18 protein-coding genes are annotated in these 17,039 nt (G+C 53.4%); 10 read left to right on the top strand and 8 right to left on the bottom strand.

Annotated elements, in window-relative coordinates; translation table 11 throughout:
• Positions 1 to 3 precede the first annotated feature (3 nt).
• The 3 genes from NQ495_RS00530 (at position 4) to NQ495_RS00520 (ending at position 2,310) form a co-directional block, all read left to right on the top strand.
• Positions 4 to 384, top strand: coding sequence for a VOC family protein (locus NQ495_RS00530; protein ID WP_009134949.1), 381 nt, complete (start codon positions 4 to 6; stop codon positions 382 to 384).
• A 168-nt stretch (positions 385 to 552) separates the two neighbouring features.
• Complete coding sequence (fmt, locus tag NQ495_RS00525) at positions 553 to 1,515, top strand: methionyl-tRNA formyltransferase (protein ID WP_040294625.1); 963 nt, start codon at positions 553 to 555, stop codon at positions 1,513 to 1,515.
• A gap of 135 nt (positions 1,516 to 1,650) precedes the next feature.
• A complete protein-coding gene (locus NQ495_RS00520; RefSeq protein ID WP_009134951.1) occupies positions 1,651 to 2,310 on the top strand; it encodes a trimeric intracellular cation channel family protein in 660 nt (219 codons plus the stop codon).
• A gap of 110 nt (positions 2,311 to 2,420) precedes the next feature.
• Here the strand turns inward: NQ495_RS00520 and NQ495_RS00515 are convergent, their stop codons facing one another.
• The 7 genes from NQ495_RS00515 to serC form a co-directional block, all read right to left on the bottom strand.
• Entirely contained in the window at positions 2,421 to 2,969 is a 549-nt protein-coding gene (locus tag NQ495_RS00515) for a 2-oxoacid:acceptor oxidoreductase family protein (RefSeq protein ID WP_009134952.1), read from the bottom strand.
• A 12-nt stretch (positions 2,970 to 2,981) separates the two neighbouring features.
• Complete coding sequence (locus tag NQ495_RS00510; protein WP_009134953.1) at positions 2,982 to 3,743, bottom strand: thiamine pyrophosphate-dependent enzyme; 762 nt, start codon at positions 3,741 to 3,743, stop codon at positions 2,982 to 2,984.
• Between the two features lie 3 nt (positions 3,744 to 3,746).
• Entirely contained in the window at positions 3,747 to 4,835 is a 1,089-nt protein-coding gene (locus tag NQ495_RS00505) for a 3-methyl-2-oxobutanoate dehydrogenase subunit VorB (protein WP_009134954.1), read from the bottom strand.
• Positions 4,836 to 4,876: 41 nt separating this feature from the next.
• The gene (locus NQ495_RS00500; RefSeq protein ID WP_009134955.1) at positions 4,877 to 5,107 is read right to left on the bottom strand and encodes a 4Fe-4S dicluster domain-containing protein; all 231 of its coding nucleotides are present in this window, start codon (positions 5,105 to 5,107) and stop codon (positions 4,877 to 4,879) included.
• A gap of 323 nt (positions 5,108 to 5,430) precedes the next feature.
• On the bottom strand, positions 5,431 to 6,672 hold the full coding sequence (locus tag NQ495_RS00495; RefSeq protein ID WP_009134956.1) for a DUF1015 domain-containing protein: 1,242 nt from the start codon (positions 6,670 to 6,672) through the stop codon (positions 5,431 to 5,433).
• 38 nt (positions 6,673 to 6,710) lie between these two features.
• Entirely contained in the window at positions 6,711 to 7,631 is a 921-nt protein-coding gene (locus tag NQ495_RS00490; protein WP_040294779.1) for a 3-phosphoglycerate dehydrogenase, read from the bottom strand.
• 81 nt (positions 7,632 to 7,712) lie between these two features.
• The gene (serC, locus tag NQ495_RS00485; RefSeq protein WP_009134958.1) at positions 7,713 to 8,786 is read right to left on the bottom strand and encodes a 3-phosphoserine/phosphohydroxythreonine transaminase; all 1,074 of its coding nucleotides are present in this window, start codon (positions 8,784 to 8,786) and stop codon (positions 7,713 to 7,715) included.
• A 171-nt stretch (positions 8,787 to 8,957) separates the two neighbouring features.
• Between serC and NQ495_RS00480 the strand changes: the two genes are divergently transcribed.
• The 5 genes from NQ495_RS00480 (at position 8,958) to NQ495_RS00460 (ending at position 12,558) form a co-directional block, all read left to right on the top strand.
• Positions 8,958 to 9,842: a YicC/YloC family endoribonuclease gene (locus NQ495_RS00480; protein ID WP_009134959.1), complete on the top strand. Its 885-nt coding sequence runs from the start codon at positions 8,958 to 8,960 to the stop codon at positions 9,840 to 9,842.
• Between the two features lie 112 nt (positions 9,843 to 9,954).
• Positions 9,955 to 10,533, top strand: a complete 579-nt coding sequence (gene gmk / locus NQ495_RS00475) for a guanylate kinase (protein WP_009134960.1) — start codon at positions 9,955 to 9,957, stop codon at positions 10,531 to 10,533.
• 92 nt (positions 10,534 to 10,625) lie between these two features.
• On the top strand, positions 10,626 to 11,249 hold the full coding sequence (nadD, locus tag NQ495_RS00470) for a nicotinate (nicotinamide) nucleotide adenylyltransferase (protein ID WP_009134961.1): 624 nt from the start codon (positions 10,626 to 10,628) through the stop codon (positions 11,247 to 11,249).
• Complete coding sequence (locus NQ495_RS00465; protein ID WP_009134962.1) at positions 11,236 to 11,484, top strand: tetratricopeptide repeat protein; 249 nt, start codon at positions 11,236 to 11,238, stop codon at positions 11,482 to 11,484. Before nadD ends, NQ495_RS00465 begins: the two co-directional genes overlap by 14 nt.
• A gap of 96 nt (positions 11,485 to 11,580) precedes the next feature.
• On the top strand, positions 11,581 to 12,558 hold the full coding sequence (locus NQ495_RS00460) for a D-alanine--D-alanine ligase (protein WP_009134963.1): 978 nt from the start codon (positions 11,581 to 11,583) through the stop codon (positions 12,556 to 12,558).
• A 228-nt stretch (positions 12,559 to 12,786) separates the two neighbouring features.
• On the opposite strand, the gene NQ495_RS00455 is transcribed toward NQ495_RS00460, so the two are convergent.
• Positions 12,787 to 14,949: an alpha-galactosidase gene (locus NQ495_RS00455; RefSeq protein ID WP_009134964.1), complete on the bottom strand. Its 2,163-nt coding sequence runs from the start codon at positions 14,947 to 14,949 to the stop codon at positions 12,787 to 12,789.
• Between the two features lie 208 nt (positions 14,950 to 15,157).
• Here NQ495_RS00455 and NQ495_RS00450 point away from each other — a divergent pair, with 208 nt between their 5' ends.
• Both NQ495_RS00450 and NQ495_RS00445 read left to right on the top strand, forming a co-directional pair.
• Positions 15,158 to 15,733: a DUF3109 family protein gene (locus NQ495_RS00450; RefSeq protein WP_009134965.1), complete on the top strand. Its 576-nt coding sequence runs from the start codon at positions 15,158 to 15,160 to the stop codon at positions 15,731 to 15,733.
• A 73-nt stretch (positions 15,734 to 15,806) separates the two neighbouring features.
• A complete protein-coding gene (locus NQ495_RS00445) occupies positions 15,807 to 16,895 on the top strand; it encodes a M23 family metallopeptidase (RefSeq protein WP_009134966.1) in 1,089 nt (362 codons plus the stop codon).
• The last annotated feature ends 144 nt before the right edge of the window (positions 16,896 to 17,039 follow it).

Raw genomic sequence — 17,039 nt, 5'->3', positions numbered from 1 at the left:
GGTATGCAAATCGCACACATAGCCCTTTGGACAACGCGTCTCGAACAGATGCGGTCGTTCTACGTGACCTACTTCGGTGGCGAAAGCAGCGAAAAGTATGTCAACCCGGGGAAAGGTTTCGAATCCTATTTCATCCGTTTCGGCCACAGCGCCGCACTCGAAATCATGAGCCGGACGGATATTACCTCGCCGGCTACAAAAGAATGTACAGGTTTTTGCCACGTCGCATTCAACGCTGGAACAGTGGAAGCGGTACACGGCCTAACCCGGCGGTTGCGGGAAGACGGTTTTCGTGTCTTCAGCGAGCCACGCACGACAGGCGACGGCTTTTTCGAAAGCGTAATCGGAGACCCGGACGGCAACCGGGTGGAGATCGTAGCCTGACACAGCAACTCACGACCCGGATAGGAACCCGGTAAATTTCCGGGACGAGACAACCGGGAATATCGACGCGGACGATAATCGGGCCACGTTCCCCCAATCAAACCGGGACAGGCCGTCATCCGAGCCGATTTGTGTACAATTTTCAAAAATATTGACCCGACACGCATCATGGAAAGCAAACAACTTCGCATCGTTTATATGGGCACGCCCGACTTCGCCGTCATGCCGCTCCAACGGTTGGTAGAGGAGGGCTACAATATTGTCGGGGTAGTCACAACCCCCGATAAACCGGCCGGACGCGGACTCAAGGTACAGGAGTCGGCCGTGAAACGTTATGCCGCTTCAGTCGGTCTGCCGATCCTCCAGCCGGAGAAATTGAAAGCGCCGGATTTCGTCGAGGCATTCCGCGCACTGAATCCCGACCTGGCGATCGTCATCGCTTTCCGCATGCTGCCCGAGATTATCTGGGCAATGCCCCGGCTCGGCACTTTCAACCTGCACGCTTCGCTGTTGCCGCAATACCGTGGGGCCGCACCGATCAACTGGGCCATCATCAACGGCGAGCAGGAGACCGGTGTAACAACGTTCCTGCTGAACCACGAGATAGACAAAGGGGATATTTTAGGACAAAGCCGGGTGCAAATCCTGCCCGGAGACAATGTCGGTTCACTACACGATAAACTGATGGAAACAGGTACGGACTTGGTCGTCCGAACCGTCGAAAAAATCGCCGTCGGCGACACGGCTCCGATTCCCCAGCCTCAAACTGAAACGACCGGATTGAAGGGAGCTCCCAAAATCTTCAAAGAGACCTGCCGTATCGATTGGACACAAGGCTGTAACGAAATCAACAACCTGATCCGGGGCCTGAGTCCGTATCCGGCAGCGTGGACCGAACTGGTACGGGGTGAATCGGCCTCAATACTGAAAATCTATACTGTCGAACCAGAACCCTCTCCACACCAGGAACAACCGGGCACCATCCGTTCCGACAATAAACAAATATTCAAAGTAGCCTGCGGCGACGGTTATATCCGTATCACAGAGTTGCAACTGGCGGGGAAAAAACGGATGCACGCCGACGAACTATTGCGGGGATTCAAGGAGATCGCCGCTTATTATTGCCAATAAGGAAGATATAAAACGGGAACGGAATACTCCGGCACGCACTTCCTCCAAAATAAATTTCTGATAAAAATCATCGGCATTCACAATCGGGCTTCCGCATCCGTCCGGTCGAAGTATGTCACACACATGCATGCAGTCATGGCACTGACCTTTCCATCCATCATCGAAATCCTCGGAACGTTGGCCTTTGCGATCAGCGGTATCCGGCTGGCATCCGCCAAACGTTTCGACTGGTTCGGAGCTTATGTGGTCGGGTTGATCACGGCGATCGGAGGCGGTACGATCCGCGACCTGCTGCTCGATACCACGGCATTCTGGATGCTGAACAGCATCTACCTTACCGTCACGGCAGTGGCGTTGCTGTTGGTGATCATTTTCGGCCGTTACCTCATCCGGCTCAACAACACTTTCTTCATTTTCGACACGATAGGTCTGGCTCTATTCGTCGTCGTCGGCATTCAAAAGACGATCGCAGCAGACTTTCCCTTCTGGATCGCAATTATCATGGGTACGATCACCGGTGCCGCCGGCGGTGTACTGCGCGATATCCTGATCAACGAAGTGCCGCTGATTTTCCGCAAGGAAATTTATGCCATGGCCTGTGTATTCGGCGGGATCGTCTACTGGATCTGCTACCGGCTCGACTACGCTCCGCACCTGACCCAAGTTCTGGCCGCCCTCACGGTAATCGCCACCCGGATCGTCGCGGTGAAATACAAACTCAGTTTACCTCGCCTGAGGGGAGATGAGGAGGTAGAAGAATCGGAGAACAGCGACCGGGAAGACTCCCGACAGTAACCATTGCAAAAATTCCGGCTTTTGAAAGCCGGAATTCGTTTTATCCCTATTCTTAAATTCTTTATGGCGCAAAGGTAAACAGCCGATCCTGCGACTTTCCACCCGGTAAATTACTCGACCTTACGAATGATCTCCATACCGTGACGGATCGCCTCTTCATTTGCGGGCAACAGTTTGTGAAGCCTTTCGGGCAAGGACTTAGCCAAACCTTTCATCACATTTTCCACCAATACCTGCGGCCGTACCTTCAGATAACCGCCCAGAATCATCGTATTGAACACGCGCATATTTCCCATGCGTGCCGCTTCGGCGGTCGCATCGATCGCATAAACGGCGATATCCTTGCGTACCGGATGCCGGGAAATACCGTTCGGATCGTAAATCAGCACGCCGCCCCGTTTCACCAACGGCTCGAATTTATCCAGACTCTGCTGATTGAGAATAATCGCCGTATCGTACTCGTGCGAAATAGGCGAACTGACCGGTTTATCGCTGAGAATAACCGTTACATTAGCCGTTCCTCCACGCATTTCAGGACCGTATGAAGGCATCCAGCTCACTTCCATGTCCTGCATCACTCCCGAATAGGCCAGAATTTTGCCCATCGAGAGCACGCCCTGTCCACCGAAACCTGCTATAATTATCTCTTCTTTAGCCATAAATTTTCTCGCTTAAAGGTCCTTCAAGTCACCGAGCGGATAGGCCTCGAACATATGCTCGCTCATCCAGTTATTCGCCTCGGCCGGTGACATTTTCCATCCCGAGCTGCAGGTCGCCACGATTTCGACGAACGATAACCCTTTCTCTTCCATCGAATTCGAAAACGCCTTTTTGATCGCTTTTTTCGCTTTACGCACCGAAGCTGGCGTATGCACGCTCTGGCGCGTCACGTAACGGACGCCGTCGAGCAGTTTGACCATATCGGCGATCTTGTAAGGATAACCGTTCAGCTTCGGATCACGTCCGGCAGGCGTCGTAGCCGTTTTCATACCCAGCAGTGTCGTCGGGGCCATCTGGCCGCCGGTCATCCCATAAATCGCATTGTTGACGAAGATGATCGTAATATTCTCTCCGCGGTTGCAGGCATGCATCGTCTCGCCCGTACCAATCGCGGCCAAGTCACCGTCACCCTGGTAGGTAAAGACCAGTTTGTCGGGACGCAAACGCTTCATCGCCGAAGCTACGGCTGCGGCACGGCCGTGCGCCGCCTCGGCCCAGTCGATATCGATATAATTATAGGCGAACACCGAGCAGCCGACCGGAGACACCCCGATCGCATCGTGTTCGAGATTCAATTCTTCGAGCACTTCGGCGATCAGCTTGTGCACGACCCCATGGCTGCATCCCGGACAATAGTGCATCGTATTGTCTAAAATCAGGCCCGACTTGGCATAAACCTGATTCTCGGGTTTTATCTCAACAACATTTGCCATCGCTTACTTCGTTTTAGAGAGGAAATTGGACTTCAGCGCCTCGAACACCTCGCCCGGCGAGTGTACGATACCACCCATACGGCCGTAATGACAAACCGGTGCACGCCCCTCGACGGCCAGCCGGACATCCTCGACCATCTGCCCCGCGCTCATCTCCACCGACAAGAAACCTTTCACCTTGCGGGACAGTTCGCCGATTGCCTCGGTAGGGAAGGGAAAGAGCGTAATCGGACGCAACAGGCCCACTTTAATTCCCTCCTCACGGCCCATTTCGACCACTTTCGAGCAAATACGGGCCGATGAGCCATAAGCCACCAAGACGTAGTCCGCATCTTCACACCGGATCGCTTCAAAACGCACTTCATCGCGCCGCACATCGGCATATTTGCGCTGGAGTTTTTCATTGACCCGTTCCTGTTGCGCCGGATCGAGTTCGAGCGAAGTCACCACATTGCGGACGCGACCGGAGGGTTTTCCCGTCAGGGCCCAATCATACTTTTCTGCGATATATTCGTCCGTCCAACGAGGTTGCTGCGGGGTAAGCACAACTTTTTCCATCATTTGCCCAATGACACCGTCAGCCAGGATCATGACCGGATTACAGTATTTGAAAGCCAGTTCAAATCCGAGCGGCACGAAATCATACATCTCCTGCACGGAATAGGGAGCCAGTACGATCAGGTGGTAATCACCGTGGCCGCCTCCCTTCACCGCCTGAAAATAGTCGGCCTGGGATGGCTGGATCGTACCGAGGCCCGGACCACCGCGCGATACGTTGACCAACAGGCAGGGCAATTCGGCTCCGGCCAGATAACTCAGTCCCTCACACATCAGGCTGATGCCGGGGCTCGACGAGGAGGTCATGACCCGCTTGCCGCAGGCGGCTCCTCCATACACCATATTGATTGCAGCGGTTTCGCTTTCGGCCTGCAGAACGACCATTCCGGTTGTTTCCCAGGGCCTCATTTCAGTAAGCGTCTCCAATATTTCCGACTGCGGGGTAATGGGGTAGCCGAAATAGCCGTCACAACCGCACCGGACGGCCGCTTCGGCGATCACCTCATTTCCCTTCATTAATCTTATCTCTTCCATGTTGACTCTCATTTAGGCATTCAGGCCGCCACGGCGGCCGGCTACTCCTCGAATTTCTGGCGGTACACGGCGATACAGCTGTCGGGACATACGATCGCACAACTCGCACATCCGATACAATCGTCTGGACGGACCATCTGCGAATAGTTGTACCCTTTGCCGTTGACCTCGCCGGCCAACGCCAGCACCTGCACGGGACAAGCCACCACGCAGAGATTGCATCCTTTGCATCGCTCTTTGTCGATCACGACCGTGCCTTTAATTTTAGCCATAACTACGCTATTTTGATTACAAATTTACCGGAATAGACCAAAAACGATTACATATTTCACCTATTTTTACGATGCCTAACCCTTTTCGATCAACCCGTTTTACACAGAAAATGAGGCTAAAGCCAAAATAAAAACCACACCGTTCCAAATTCCGTCATTTTATCCGGCGGACGGATTCCCCGCAAAAAAATCCCCGCCACATCCTATCATAAGAACGGGCGGGATTCGATTTCGATATGTCCGGCTGTTTTCTGCGCTCCATGCACGGAAGGCCCAGCCTCGCAGCGGCAATGTACATTGCGCTGCGAATCTCATGCTCTGGTTTATTCGAGACTGTGAATCACGAGGCCCGAACGCAACTTCGGTTCAAACCATGTGGTCTTCGGAGGCATGATATTCCCCGAATCGGCGATGTCGATCAATTGTTTCATGGATACGGGATAGAGAGCAAAGGCAACCTGCATTTCTCCGCTGTCCACGCGACGCTGCAATTCGCCCAGCCCCCGGATTCCCCCGACAAAATCGATCCGCTTGTCAGTGCGCAGATCTTTGATGCCGAGAAGCCTATCGAGCACCAAATCGGACAGGATCGTCACATCGAGCACGCCGATCGGATCGTTGTCGTTATACGTACCTTCCTTGGCGGTCAAACTGTACCATTCGCCGTCAAGATACATAGCGAAATTGTGCAACCGGTCGGGAGTGTAAATCTCCCTGCCTTTCTTTTCGACGGTGAAATGCTCACCGAGCGCTGCAATCAGCTGCGAAGACGCGAGACCGTTCAGATCCTTAACGACCCGGTTGTAGTCGATAATCTTCAACTGGTTATCGGGGAAAATAACAGCCAGGAAGAAACAGTACTCTTCATCGCCGGTATGGGTGGCGTTTTGCTTCATTTTCTCCTGCCCGACCCGTGCAGCGGCGGCGGTACGATGGTGTCCGTCCGCCACATAAAGCGCCGGGATTCCGGCAAAAATCTTCGTGATCCGCTGCTGCACCTCGGGATCGTCGATCACCCAGAACTTGTGGCCGAAACCATCGGACGCCACAAAATCGTACACCGGTTCATTCCCGGCCACGACGCCCTCGATAATCAGATCCATCTCCCGGACGGCAGGGTAGGAGAAAAACACCGGCTCGATATTCGCATTCTGATTGCGGACATGCACCATCCGGTCCTCTTCCTTGTCCGGGCGTGTCAGTTCGTGCTTTTTGATTTTACCCTGCAGATAATCGTCGAAATGACAGGCCGCCACCAGTCCGTACTGCGTCCGGCCGTCCATCGTCTGGGCATAAACATAATATTTTTCCGTATCGTCCTGCACGAGCCATCCTTTTTCGCGCCACGCCCGGAAGTTTTCCACGGCACGGGCATACACTTCGTCGGAATGCTCGTCCGCGATCGGCGAAAAGTCGATTTCGGGTTTGATAATATGCAGCAGCGACTTTTCGGTAGCCTCCTGCTGCGCTTCGGCCGAGTTCAACACGTCGTAGGGACGCGATGCCACCTCGGCGGCATGCTCGGCAGGGGGACGGATCCCCCGGAAAGGTTTTATTCTGACCATAGTAATCCTTACTCTATTCGGTTACTCTCCTCAATCCTCTATTTATTGACCTGAAATTTGGTATCCCCGTCTTTCAGGTAACCGACGACCTGGCGTGCGGCAGCCAAACCGGCGTTGATATTCGCCTCTGCCGTTTCCGCCCCCATCTTTTTGGAGGTCGCGAAAACCCGCTTGCCGAACTTTTCTGTCAATGCTGTCTGATTGCCAGCCGCAATATCGGTAATGTATTTCAGGTCGGTACGCTCTTCGAGCGCCTTCACCAACCCGGCCTCGTCGATCACCTCCTTGCGGGCGGTATTGACCAACGTAGCGCCCTGGGGCATCCGGGTCAGCAGACTGTAACCGATCGACGCTTTGGTTTGTTCCGTCGCCGGAATATGCAGCGAGAGGTAGTCGGATTGTTCGTACAAAGCTTCGACCGTGTCCATGACCCTCACCCCGTCTTCTTCGAACACCGAAGGATCTGCATAAGGATCGTAGGCCGACACCTCCATACCCATCGCCTTGCCGTAACGTCCTACCAGGCGCCCTACATGACCGTAGGCCTGAATCCCCAGCCGTTTACCGCGAATTTCAGTGCCGGTGCCCGGCGTAAACTGGTTGCGGGCCATGAAGATCATCATACCGATAGCCAACTCGGCCACCGCATTCGAATTCTGGCCCGGCGTATTCATCACGACGATGCCCCGCGATGTGCAGGCACCCAAATCGACGTTGTCGTATCCCGCTCCGGCGCGCACCACGATTTTAAGCTGAGGCGCGGCAGCGACCACCTCGGCGGTCACCTTGTCGCTGCGGACGATCAACGCATCGGCATCCTGCACTGCGGTAAGCAGCTGGTTCGTATCGGTGTATTTCTCGAGCAGCGCCATCTGGTAACCCGCTCCTTGCACAATTTCACGTATCCCGTCCACTGCAGCCTTGGCAAATGGTTTCTCGGTAGCGACTAATACTTTCATCGTAATCAGTGATTGGAAAAAAACGGCCTTCTTTTGCTCGGAAGGCCGGAATGTGGTTATAAGTCCCATGAGACCCGTACTTTATTTCACATGCATTTTTTCGAACTCCCGCATGCAATCCACCAGCGCCTGTACGCTCTCCTTCGGCAATGCATTGTAGGTCGAAGCGCGGAAACCGCCCACCAGACGGTGCCCTTTGATGCCGACCATGCCTTTCGATTTCGCGAACTCGAGGAACTGCGGCGCCAGGTCTGCATATTTCTCAGTCATAACAAAGCAGATGTTCATCAGCGAACGGTCCTCTTTGACGGCCGTTCCCTCGAACAACGGGTTGCGGTCGATCTCTTCGTACAACAGCGCGGCTTTCTCTTCGTTGAGCTTCTGAATCGCGGGTACCCCGCCGATCGACTTGAGCCAACGAAGAGTCTCGCGCACGACATAAATCGCGAAAACGGGAGGCGTGTTAAACATCGACTGATTGGCGATATGGTTACGGTAGTCGACCATCGACGGGAGTTTGCGGCTCACCTTCCCCAGAATATCCTCGCGCACGATGACGAACGTCACCCCGGCAGGCCCGATGTTTTTCTGCGCACCGCCGTAAATCAGGCCGTACTTCGACACATCCACCGGGCGGCTCAGAATGTCCGAACTCATGTCGGCCACCAGCGTTACGGGCGAATCGATGTCGGTCTTGTATTCCGTACCGTAAATCGTGTTGTTCGTAGTGATATGCAGGTAATCCAGATCGGTCGGAATCGTATAGTTTTTCGGGATGTAATTGAAATTCTTATCCTCGGAAGAGGCGACCACATCCGTCTCGCCGAACAGGCGCGCCTCTTTGATCGCCTTGTTGGCCCATACGCCCGTATTCACGTAACCGGCTTTTTTCTCAAGCAGGTTATAAGGCACCTGGAAAAACTGGGTACTGGCGCCGCCGCCCAAAAACAGTATTTTATAGTTGTCGGGCACCTGCAACAATTCGCGGAAAAGCGCTTCCGCTTCGTTGTTGACCGCTTCGAAATCAGCGGATCGATGCGAAATTTCAAGCAGGGACAAACCGATACCGTCAAAATCAAGGATGGCCTTGGCCGCATTCTCGATCGCTACGCGGGGCAGGATGGACGGCCCGGCGCTGAAATTGTGTTTTTTCATAACGCTTCTCAGTAATTATATTAAATGATTCTATTCCGAAACGGGGAGTTTCAAATTTATCTAAAAAATCCGGGAATTGCACAACAAAATTTCCAATTTCTACAACAACTCGCGAGGCCGGCCCATTTTTAACAAAAATTCCCTATTTTTGTTCGATCAAAAGAGTGTGTTATGATTAAATCGATGACCGGATACGGCAAAGCGGAAGCCGCGCTCGGACACAAAAAAATCACCGTCGAAATCCGTTCGCTGAACAGCAAACAGACCGATCTCGCGGTAAAACTACCCGCGTTGTACCGTCCTCAGGAGTATGAAATCCGCAACCTAGTGGCCAAACGGCTGCAAAGGGGTAAAATCGACGTCTATATTACAGTGGAGTTGGCCGGGAGCCAGAATTCCGTTACGCTCAACAAACAGGCCTTCGACGAATATTACACGCAGCTAATGGCACTGGCCGACGGACAGAATATGGCCTGGGGTACCAAAGCGGTCGATGCCGCCCTGCTGCAGGTGATCCTGCGCCTGCCCGACGTGGTGCAGACTGAAACCACGACACTCTCCGACGAGGAAAACCATGCGCTGATGAAAGCCGTCGAAGAGGCCCTGAACCATATTGAAGCGTTCCGGGAACAAGAAGGGGCGATTCTGATCGCCGACCTGCTGAAACGCATCGACAAAATCGAAAGCCTGAAAAATGGAGTCGAACCCTACGAAAAGGCTCGCACCGAAACGATCAAGGCACGCATTCGCGAAAACATCGAAGCCATCGGCATCCCGCTGGACAGCAACCGGCTCGAGCAGGAGATGATCTATTACATTGAAAAGCTCGACATTACCGAAGAGAAAGTCCGCCTGCAAAACCACTGCAACTATTTCCGCGAGGTGGCCCGCAGCGAGGAAGGGGTAGGGCGTAAACTCGGCTTCATCGCACAGGAACTCGGCCGCGAGATCAATACGCTGGGATCGAAAGCCAACGAAGCGACCATGCAGAAAATGGTCGTTGAGATGAAAGACGAGCTCGAGAAGATCAAAGAGCAGCTGCTCAATATCCTCTGACAGCTACTCCTGCAGGGAAACAGTCCCTCCTGCCGGATTCTTCGATGAATTGAACCGCACACCGGCTTCCGGGATCAATTTTACGTTTAACCGCACAAACCGCATAACCGTTATGACGCAGCCCACCGCAACCGGTAAAGTAATCATCTTCTCGGCTCCTTCGGGCGCCGGCAAGTCGACGATCATCGGCCGCCTGCTCCGGGATTTTCCCCAACTCGAATTTTCGATTTCGGCCACGAGCCGTGCACCGCGGGGGAAGGAGGTACACGGCTGTGAGTATTATTTCCTCGACCATGACGATTTTTTGAAAAGGGCCGGTAACGGCGAATTCGTCGAATGGGAGGAAGTCTATGCAGGCACCTGTTACGGAACGCTGCGCAGCGAGTTGGAACGGATTTGGAGCAAAGGCCACGTTATCGTTTTCGACGTCGATGTGAAAGGTGGCGTAAACCTAAAAAAGATATTCGGGAAACAGGCTTTATCGGTATTCATCATGCCCCCTTCCGTGGAGGTGCTGCACCAACGCCTCGTGGACCGCGGGACCGATTCGCCGGAAATGATCGCCAAACGGGTCGCCAAAGCCACCGAAGAGCTGACCTACGCAAATCAATTCGATTGTATCGTTGTGAACGACTGCCTGGCCACGGCCGTCGAAGAGGCCAAAAAGGCCGTAGCCGGCTTTATCGAATAGGACTGTAAAACGCACGAAACCGTTATCTCCCGGGAATATCCGATATAATGTAATTTTCCCGGGGTTATTTTTCTTACGTCAGACTCACCGACATGATGGAGACCGGAACCGCCGATACCATCCTCTACAGCGGATCGTTCAATCCGATCCACCGGGGACACTTGACCGTAGCCGAACAGGTATTGCAGGCTTTTCCCGGCAGTGAGTTGTGGCTGGTGGTTTCGCCGCAAAATCCGCTGAAAAGCGAAACGGACCTCGCACCCGAACAGCACCGGTTGGAAATGGCCCGCATCGCCGTACGGCACTCACTCCTGCATGAACGGATGCAGGTCTGCGACATCGAATTCTCGCTGCCCAAACCGTCGGCTACGATCCACACCCTGCAAGCGCTTTCCGCCCGGTACCCACAACGCAGTTTCTCCCTGCTGATCGGCAGCGACAATGCCGCGTGCTTCAATCAATGGATCGCTTATCAAGAGATTCTGGAGCGCTATCCGGTATTGGTCTATCCCCGCGAAGGCCATCCGGTACAGCCCGGGCCGACAACCGATAAGTGCACGTTTTTACAAGATGTTCCGCTGCTGCCGCAAGCGGCAACCGACATCCGCGGCCTGATCGCCGACAACGGCAAGGACACGAAAGCTCTTGTGGAACGGGAATTGCCCGCAGGAGTTTGGGAATACATCAAAATGCACAAACTTTATGGCTGCCGATAATACATTGCAACAGGAAATCGACCGGATAAGCGACCGGATCGCACTGCATCCCCACGATGCGACGTTATACCTGCAACGCGGTAAACTTTTCCACCGGACGGGAACATTCGACAAGTCTCTCAACGATTTCACCAAAGTACTGCAGCTCGACCCGCAAAACACCGAAGCCCAACAGTACAGCCTGTTGTTGCGCGAAATTTTCGCCTACACCTACACAGACCAATACAACCCGTAAAATCAATCGGGCGATTCTTACAAAAAACCGTAATCGCCGCGAATCACCGTCACTACAAAAACACTACTTTTGCACCCGAACATAACAACGATTTCCATGGTAAGAAACATAGCCCTGCTGACCGGAGGGGACTCCTCTGAATGGCAGATCGCGCTGCAAGGCGCCGAAAATATCGGAAACGCCCTCGACCGCAGCCGTTACACCCCTTACACCATTGTCCTGCGCAACGGGCACTGGACCTACACAGCGCCGGACGGAACAAAAAGCGAACTCGACCGCAACGACTTTACTCTGCCCGTCGCCGGCCGGAAAATCAAACTCGACTATGCCCTGATCGTCATTCACGGCACCCCCGGCGAAGACGGCCGGCTGCAAGGCTATCTCGACATGATGGGCATTCCGTATTCGTCCTGCGGATTCGTATCCTCGGTGCTGACGTTCGACAAAGCGGCCTGCAAACGGGCCGTCGCCGGCAGCGGTATCCACCTGGCCAAAGAGATTCTGCTGAACAAAACTTCGGAAATAGACCCCGCAGCCATCATCGCGGAATTGGGCTTGCCGCTGTTTGTCAAACCGAATGCGAGCGGCAGCAGTTTCGGTGTCACCAAGGTCAAGAAACAAAATGAACTGCTCCCGGCTATTACCGAAGCGTTCAAGGAGAGCGACCAGGTATTGATGGAAGAGTTCATCGAAGGCCGCGAAATCAGTTGCGGCGTGATGATCGCCGGAGGCAAAGAGTATATTTTCCCGATCACCGAACTGGTCTGCCAAAGCGAATTTTTCGACTACAAAGCCAAGTACCAGGGATTTTCTAACGAAATTACCCCCGCCGACCTGCCCGAAGCAATCCGCAAGGAGGTGAACCGGCTTACACTGATCGCCTACAAACGTCTCAACTGCCGCGGCGTGGTACGCATCGACTTCATAGTCAAAGGCGAAACCCCTTACATGATTGAAATCAACACGATCCCTGGCATGAGTTCGCACAGCATCATTCCGCAACAGGCAGCCACAATGGGCATGAGCCTCACGGAATTGTTCAACCTGATTATCGACGAAACCTCGAATAAATAACCGTTGCCCAGGTCCTCTAAGCACACAATGACCGGCTATCGAAATAGATCCGGGTATTCATAACGGGTATTCGAAATCGAAAGCTAATAAAAAAGAGACCGGGATTCCGCCGGTCTCTTTTTTATTTTACTATTCTTTGAAGCGGATCTTTCGTACAAACAAATATCGAATCCGGATTTCGCAATCGGAAAAACCGCTTCAAACCTGATTTTATCTAACTACGGTGAGCTATTGCGCCGTGATTTCAATCACACGGCTGCTCTCCCTGAAATCGGAGAAAGCCTGCAGGCCGATCTTCATCAGGTACTCTCCGGAAAAGGTTTTGCCGTCCTCCACGAACGGACGCGCAGGCACGCTGTCCATCTTGTTGATCTCCACGACACGGTAACTACGCTGCGGATCGAGCCCCTGCAACCGGATGGGATAGGAGCGCTCCACATATTTCTGGGCATAAATATCATAAGCGAACAGCACCGCTTTATCCTGCCCGGGGGTCACATACATCACCGCCGCATGATTGCCGCTATACGGCGACACGAGCCGGAACTGGTCGCCTTCCTGGATAATCGGGGCAAGCCGCTTGTAATTTTGAACCGCTTCGCGGCAGAACTGCCGTTCGGCTTCGGTCAGCTTATCCATATTGATATCAAAACCCAGCTTATCCATCATCGCCACATCGGTGCGGAACTTGATACTCTGGTCGCCCATCGAAGTGACGTGCGCACTGATGCTTTTAGCGGGAAAAAAGTAGGAATATCCCCATTGCATGAAGATGCGTTTTACCGGATCAGTGTTGTCGCTGGCCCAGAATTCGGTAAAATATTTGAGCGCTTCGTAGTCGCACCGGCCGCCGCCGCCCGAACAAAGCATCATCGGCACATCGGGATATTTCTCTTGGATGCGCTCCAACACCTTATACAGCCCCCGAACATATTCGATGAACAGGTGAGACTGATTCTCCTTCAAATAAAAGGAGTAGGGGTTAGTCAGCATGCTGTTGCAGTCCCATTTGAAATAGGCCAGGTCGGGATTCTCGCTCAGAAGCTTGTCCACGACGCCGAACACGAAGTCCTGTACCTGAGGATTGCACAGATCGAGCGCCATCTGGTTACGGTAATAATAGGGCTCGCGGTTCGGATAGTGAATTACCCAGTCGGGATGTTTCTCATACAGTTCGCTTTTCGGATTGACCATCTCGGGTTCGATCCAGATACCGAATTTTACTCCGGCGCTGTCGGCAGCACGCACCAATCCGCCGACGCCATTCGGCAGTTTGGAGGCGGTCGGCTCCCAATCGCCAAGCCCCGACTTGTCGCTGCTGCGGGGATATTTATTACCGAACCAACCGTCATCGAGCAGGAACATATCGACACCGAGGATCGCCGCCTCCCGCATAAAATGGCTCAGTTTCTTTTCATCGAAAGCAAAACCGGTCGCCTCCCAGTTATTCAGCAACGTCAGGCGAGGACCGTGACCGTCCTTGAGCTGGTAGTCGCGGGCCCAATCGTGAAAACTGCGCGAAGCCTCACCCGTACCCTTATCGCTGTAAGTAAAGACAAACTCCGGCGTACGGAACACTTCGCCCGGACGGAGGTTGTACTCTGACGCATAAGGATTGATCCCGGAAACTACACGCAGATCGTTACTGGCATCGATATCGAACGTAAAACGGAAATTACCGGTCCAGTTCAGCGTCCCGAGCACCACCTCCCCTTCGGTCTCGCGAGCCGGGGCATCGAGCCCCAGAATGAAAAACGGCGAGGTGAGCATAGCCGCCCGGGCGCCCAACCGTGTATCGAGCACCTTCTTCCCGGGCGTAAGTTTTTGCTCGGTCATCGTAGTTTCATTGCCCCATTTGCCGGTAAACTCGGTCAGGTAATAGGCCGGACGGGCAAAATAGAGCAGGGAAGAGGCGAAATCCTGCAACAGCACCGGTCTCTTCTCCCGATGACTGATCTCCGTCCATGCCTTAATGATGTTTGCATCGGAAAACGCGTCGTAATACAGCTTCACCTCGACCGGATACACATCGTCACGCAACGTCACCACCGTGCGCGTGACTGTGGGGGAGAGCGCTTCCTGCGTATGAGAAACATACCTGAACAGGGACGAGTTGTTGCCGTCGGCATGCGTCATGCGTACAGCCGGTTCGAAAAAATTTTGCAGATCATAAGGCTGGTAAGCATCTTTACCCGCAGGTAAAACATCCAGATTGCGTCCATCGGTCCAAACAGAACCCAGGTAGGACTGGCACAACCGCCCGGTGGTATCGACCTTCAGGATCAGGTCGGTTTTACCCGTAGTGACCCGGATCGTCTCCGGGGATGCTGCCTGCAGCAGCGAAAAACTGCAACCGAGCAGGCACACCCCGATAAATCTCATAAGTTTCATACTGTTATCTGATGTTTGGGTGAATAATTCGTCAATCGAAGTGTTAAAAATAGTAAAAAAAGCCGAATCCGCCGCCTGCCCCCGGATTTTGCATTTCCGGCTCGAAGCGCTATCTTTGTTCACTCTATGACCACACTCCTTGTGGCATGAACTCATAACGTTTTTTCCAATCCCCGGGACGACCGGCAGGAATTATCGATACATTTCCATGATCCAGATCGACGACAAGATAGTCAGCACCGAAATATTCACCACGCGCTTCTGCTGCGACTTGCCGCGCTGCAAAGGCATTTGCTGCGTCGAAGGCAATGCGGGCGCACCGCTCGAAGCGGACGAAGTGGACACGCTCGAAGCGGAATACGAAACCTATAAACCGTATATGAAGCCCGAAGGTATCGAGGCCGTCGAACGGCAAGGCTTCATGGTGATCGACGAAGACGGCGACTACACCACGCCGCTGATCGGAGAAGCGGAATGCGCCTATTCGTTCGAACAGGACGGCATCACTTTCTGCGCGATCGAAAGAGCATACAACGCGGGCAAAACGACGTTCATCAAACCGATTTCGTGCCATCTCTATCCGATCCGGCTCATCGCATTCGGCAACGGTTCTGTGGGACTAAACTACCACCGTTGGAACGTTTGCCACGATGCGCTGGCCCTGGGCCGGGAAAAAGGCCTTCCGATGTACCGAATGCTCAAGGTTCCTCTGATCCGTCGTTTCGGGGAAGAGTTCTTCGATGCACTGTGTTCAGCAGCACAATATCTTAACGAACAAAAATAACGACAATAACGACTCAAGCGGAGTCAACTCCCGTTTTTTTGTTAGTTTTGTAACAATCAATTCGATTCCCCGCATGAAACTCCGACATATCCTGCTTGTCATCACCTTAGCGTGTTTCACCGTCTCGCTTACGGCCCAGACCCGCAGAAGAAGCGCACCAGCTCCCGGTACGACGGCCCCGAAACTGGAAGACCTGCCCAAACGCCCGCTGGACACAATCCCCACTAGCGATCCCGAGACCAAGATAATTCTGTTCAGCAACAACACCTGGTCCTACTACCGTCCATCGCTCGAAAGACTTGATTCGCTGCCCGTCTACACGCAACATTGGGATACGACCGGGGTATTCGCCTACCGGGACATCGCCTATAACGACCTGCCGCCCGTGGTGGAACTGAAACTGGTGGACGACCTGACTCAATTCAAATCCCCTGTAACCGGTAAAGTATTGTCGAAATACGGTCCCCGACGACGGAGAAACCACAACGGCGTAGATATTCCGCTGCGCCCCGGGGAACCGGTTTACGCCACTTTCGACGGGCGGGTACGCTATGCCAAATACAACACCGGCGGCTACGGCAACCTGGTGATCGTACGGCACCGCAACGGACTTGAAACCTGGAACGCCCACCTGTCGAAGCTGAATGTCAAACCCAATGATTATGTGAAAGCGGGGCAGGTGATCGGCTTCAGCGGTAATACCGGGCGCAGCCGCGGCCCGCACCTACATTACGAAATGCGCTATCAGGACCAGACTTTCGATCCCGAATTTATCGTGGATTTTGAAACAGGACAGCTCAAATATCAAACTTTCGCGCTTGAAAAATCGTTCTTCAACATTCATTCACGCGCATCCGAAATCCTCGAAGAAGAGGACGAATACGACCTGCCCCTGCTGACCTCCAACGACAGCGGCGACAGCACCTCGCAGGATATCCTCGACCAAATCGCCGAAGCCCAGCAGAAAGAGAAAAAAGCGGCCGTACAGCAAAAACAGGCCGGCATCAGTTCCAGCGGAGCAATTTATCACACCATCAAGTCCGGGGACATGCTCGGAAAACTGGCTATCCGCTACGGCGTAACGATCGACCAGATCTGCCGGCTGAACGGCATTACACGCAATACCGTACTCCGATTGGGAAAGAAATTGCGAATCAAATAGCGCTCTTTTCCCCATCCGACAAAAAACAAGAGGCGAACCTGCATATACGGGGTTCGCCTCTTTATTTATTCCGTCCATTTTACTGATACTTTCTACTGTGTATTACTGTCCGTTAAAGACTGATTTCACCTGCTACACAGCCCG

Source organism: Alistipes indistinctus YIT 12060, from assembly GCF_025144995.1.
GTDB classification, from domain to species: Bacteria; Bacteroidota; Bacteroidia; order Bacteroidales; family Rikenellaceae; genus Alistipes_A; species Alistipes_A indistinctus.
Note: the sequence above shows the minus strand (reverse complement) of the source record. Positions and strands in the feature narration are given on the sequence as shown.

What these genes read in the sequence shown, in the direction of transcription:
- gmk (WP_009134960.1), top strand. Translation starts at nt 9,955, where the DNA reads ATGACGCAGCCCACCGCAACCGGTAAAGTAATCATCTTCTCGGCTCCT.
- NQ495_RS00465 (WP_009134962.1), top strand. Translation starts at nt 11,236, where the DNA reads ATGGCTGCCGATAATACATTGCAACAGGAAATCGACCGGATAAGCGAC.
- nadD (WP_009134961.1), top strand. Translation starts at nt 10,626, where the DNA reads ATGATGGAGACCGGAACCGCCGATACCATCCTCTACAGCGGATCGTTC.
- NQ495_RS00480 (WP_009134959.1), top strand. Translation starts at nt 8,958, where the DNA reads ATGATTAAATCGATGACCGGATACGGCAAAGCGGAAGCCGCGCTCGGA.
- NQ495_RS00500 (WP_009134955.1), bottom strand. Translation starts at nt 5,107, where the DNA reads ATGGCTAAAATTAAAGGCACGGTCGTGATCGACAAAGAGCGATGCAAA.
- NQ495_RS00515 (WP_009134952.1), bottom strand. Translation starts at nt 2,969, where the DNA reads ATGGCTAAAGAAGAGATAATTATAGCAGGTTTCGGTGGACAGGGCGTG.
- NQ495_RS00460 (WP_009134963.1), top strand. Translation starts at nt 11,581, where the DNA reads ATGGTAAGAAACATAGCCCTGCTGACCGGAGGGGACTCCTCTGAATGG.
- NQ495_RS00520 (WP_009134951.1), top strand. Translation starts at nt 1,651, where the DNA reads ATGGCACTGACCTTTCCATCCATCATCGAAATCCTCGGAACGTTGGCC.
- NQ495_RS00495 (WP_009134956.1), bottom strand. Translation starts at nt 6,672, where the DNA reads ATGGTCAGAATAAAACCTTTCCGGGGGATCCGTCCCCCTGCCGAGCAT.
- NQ495_RS00530 (WP_009134949.1), top strand. Translation starts at nt 4, where the DNA reads ATGCAAATCGCACACATAGCCCTTTGGACAACGCGTCTCGAACAGATG.
- NQ495_RS00450 (WP_009134965.1), top strand. Translation starts at nt 15,158, where the DNA reads ATGATCCAGATCGACGACAAGATAGTCAGCACCGAAATATTCACCACG.
- NQ495_RS00445 (WP_009134966.1), top strand. Translation starts at nt 15,807, where the DNA reads ATGAAACTCCGACATATCCTGCTTGTCATCACCTTAGCGTGTTTCACC.
- serC (WP_009134958.1), bottom strand. Translation starts at nt 8,786, where the DNA reads ATGAAAAAACACAATTTCAGCGCCGGGCCGTCCATCCTGCCCCGCGTA.
- NQ495_RS00505 (WP_009134954.1), bottom strand. Translation starts at nt 4,835, where the DNA reads ATGGAAGAGATAAGATTAATGAAGGGAAATGAGGTGATCGCCGAAGCG.
- fmt (WP_040294625.1), top strand. Translation starts at nt 553, where the DNA reads ATGGAAAGCAAACAACTTCGCATCGTTTATATGGGCACGCCCGACTTC.
- NQ495_RS00455 (WP_009134964.1), bottom strand. Translation starts at nt 14,949, where the DNA reads ATGAAACTTATGAGATTTATCGGGGTGTGCCTGCTCGGTTGCAGTTTT.
- NQ495_RS00510 (WP_009134953.1), bottom strand. Translation starts at nt 3,743, where the DNA reads ATGGCAAATGTTGTTGAGATAAAACCCGAGAATCAGGTTTATGCCAAG.
- NQ495_RS00490 (WP_040294779.1), bottom strand. Translation starts at nt 7,631, where the DNA reads ATGAAAGTATTAGTCGCTACCGAGAAACCATTTGCCAAGGCTGCAGTG.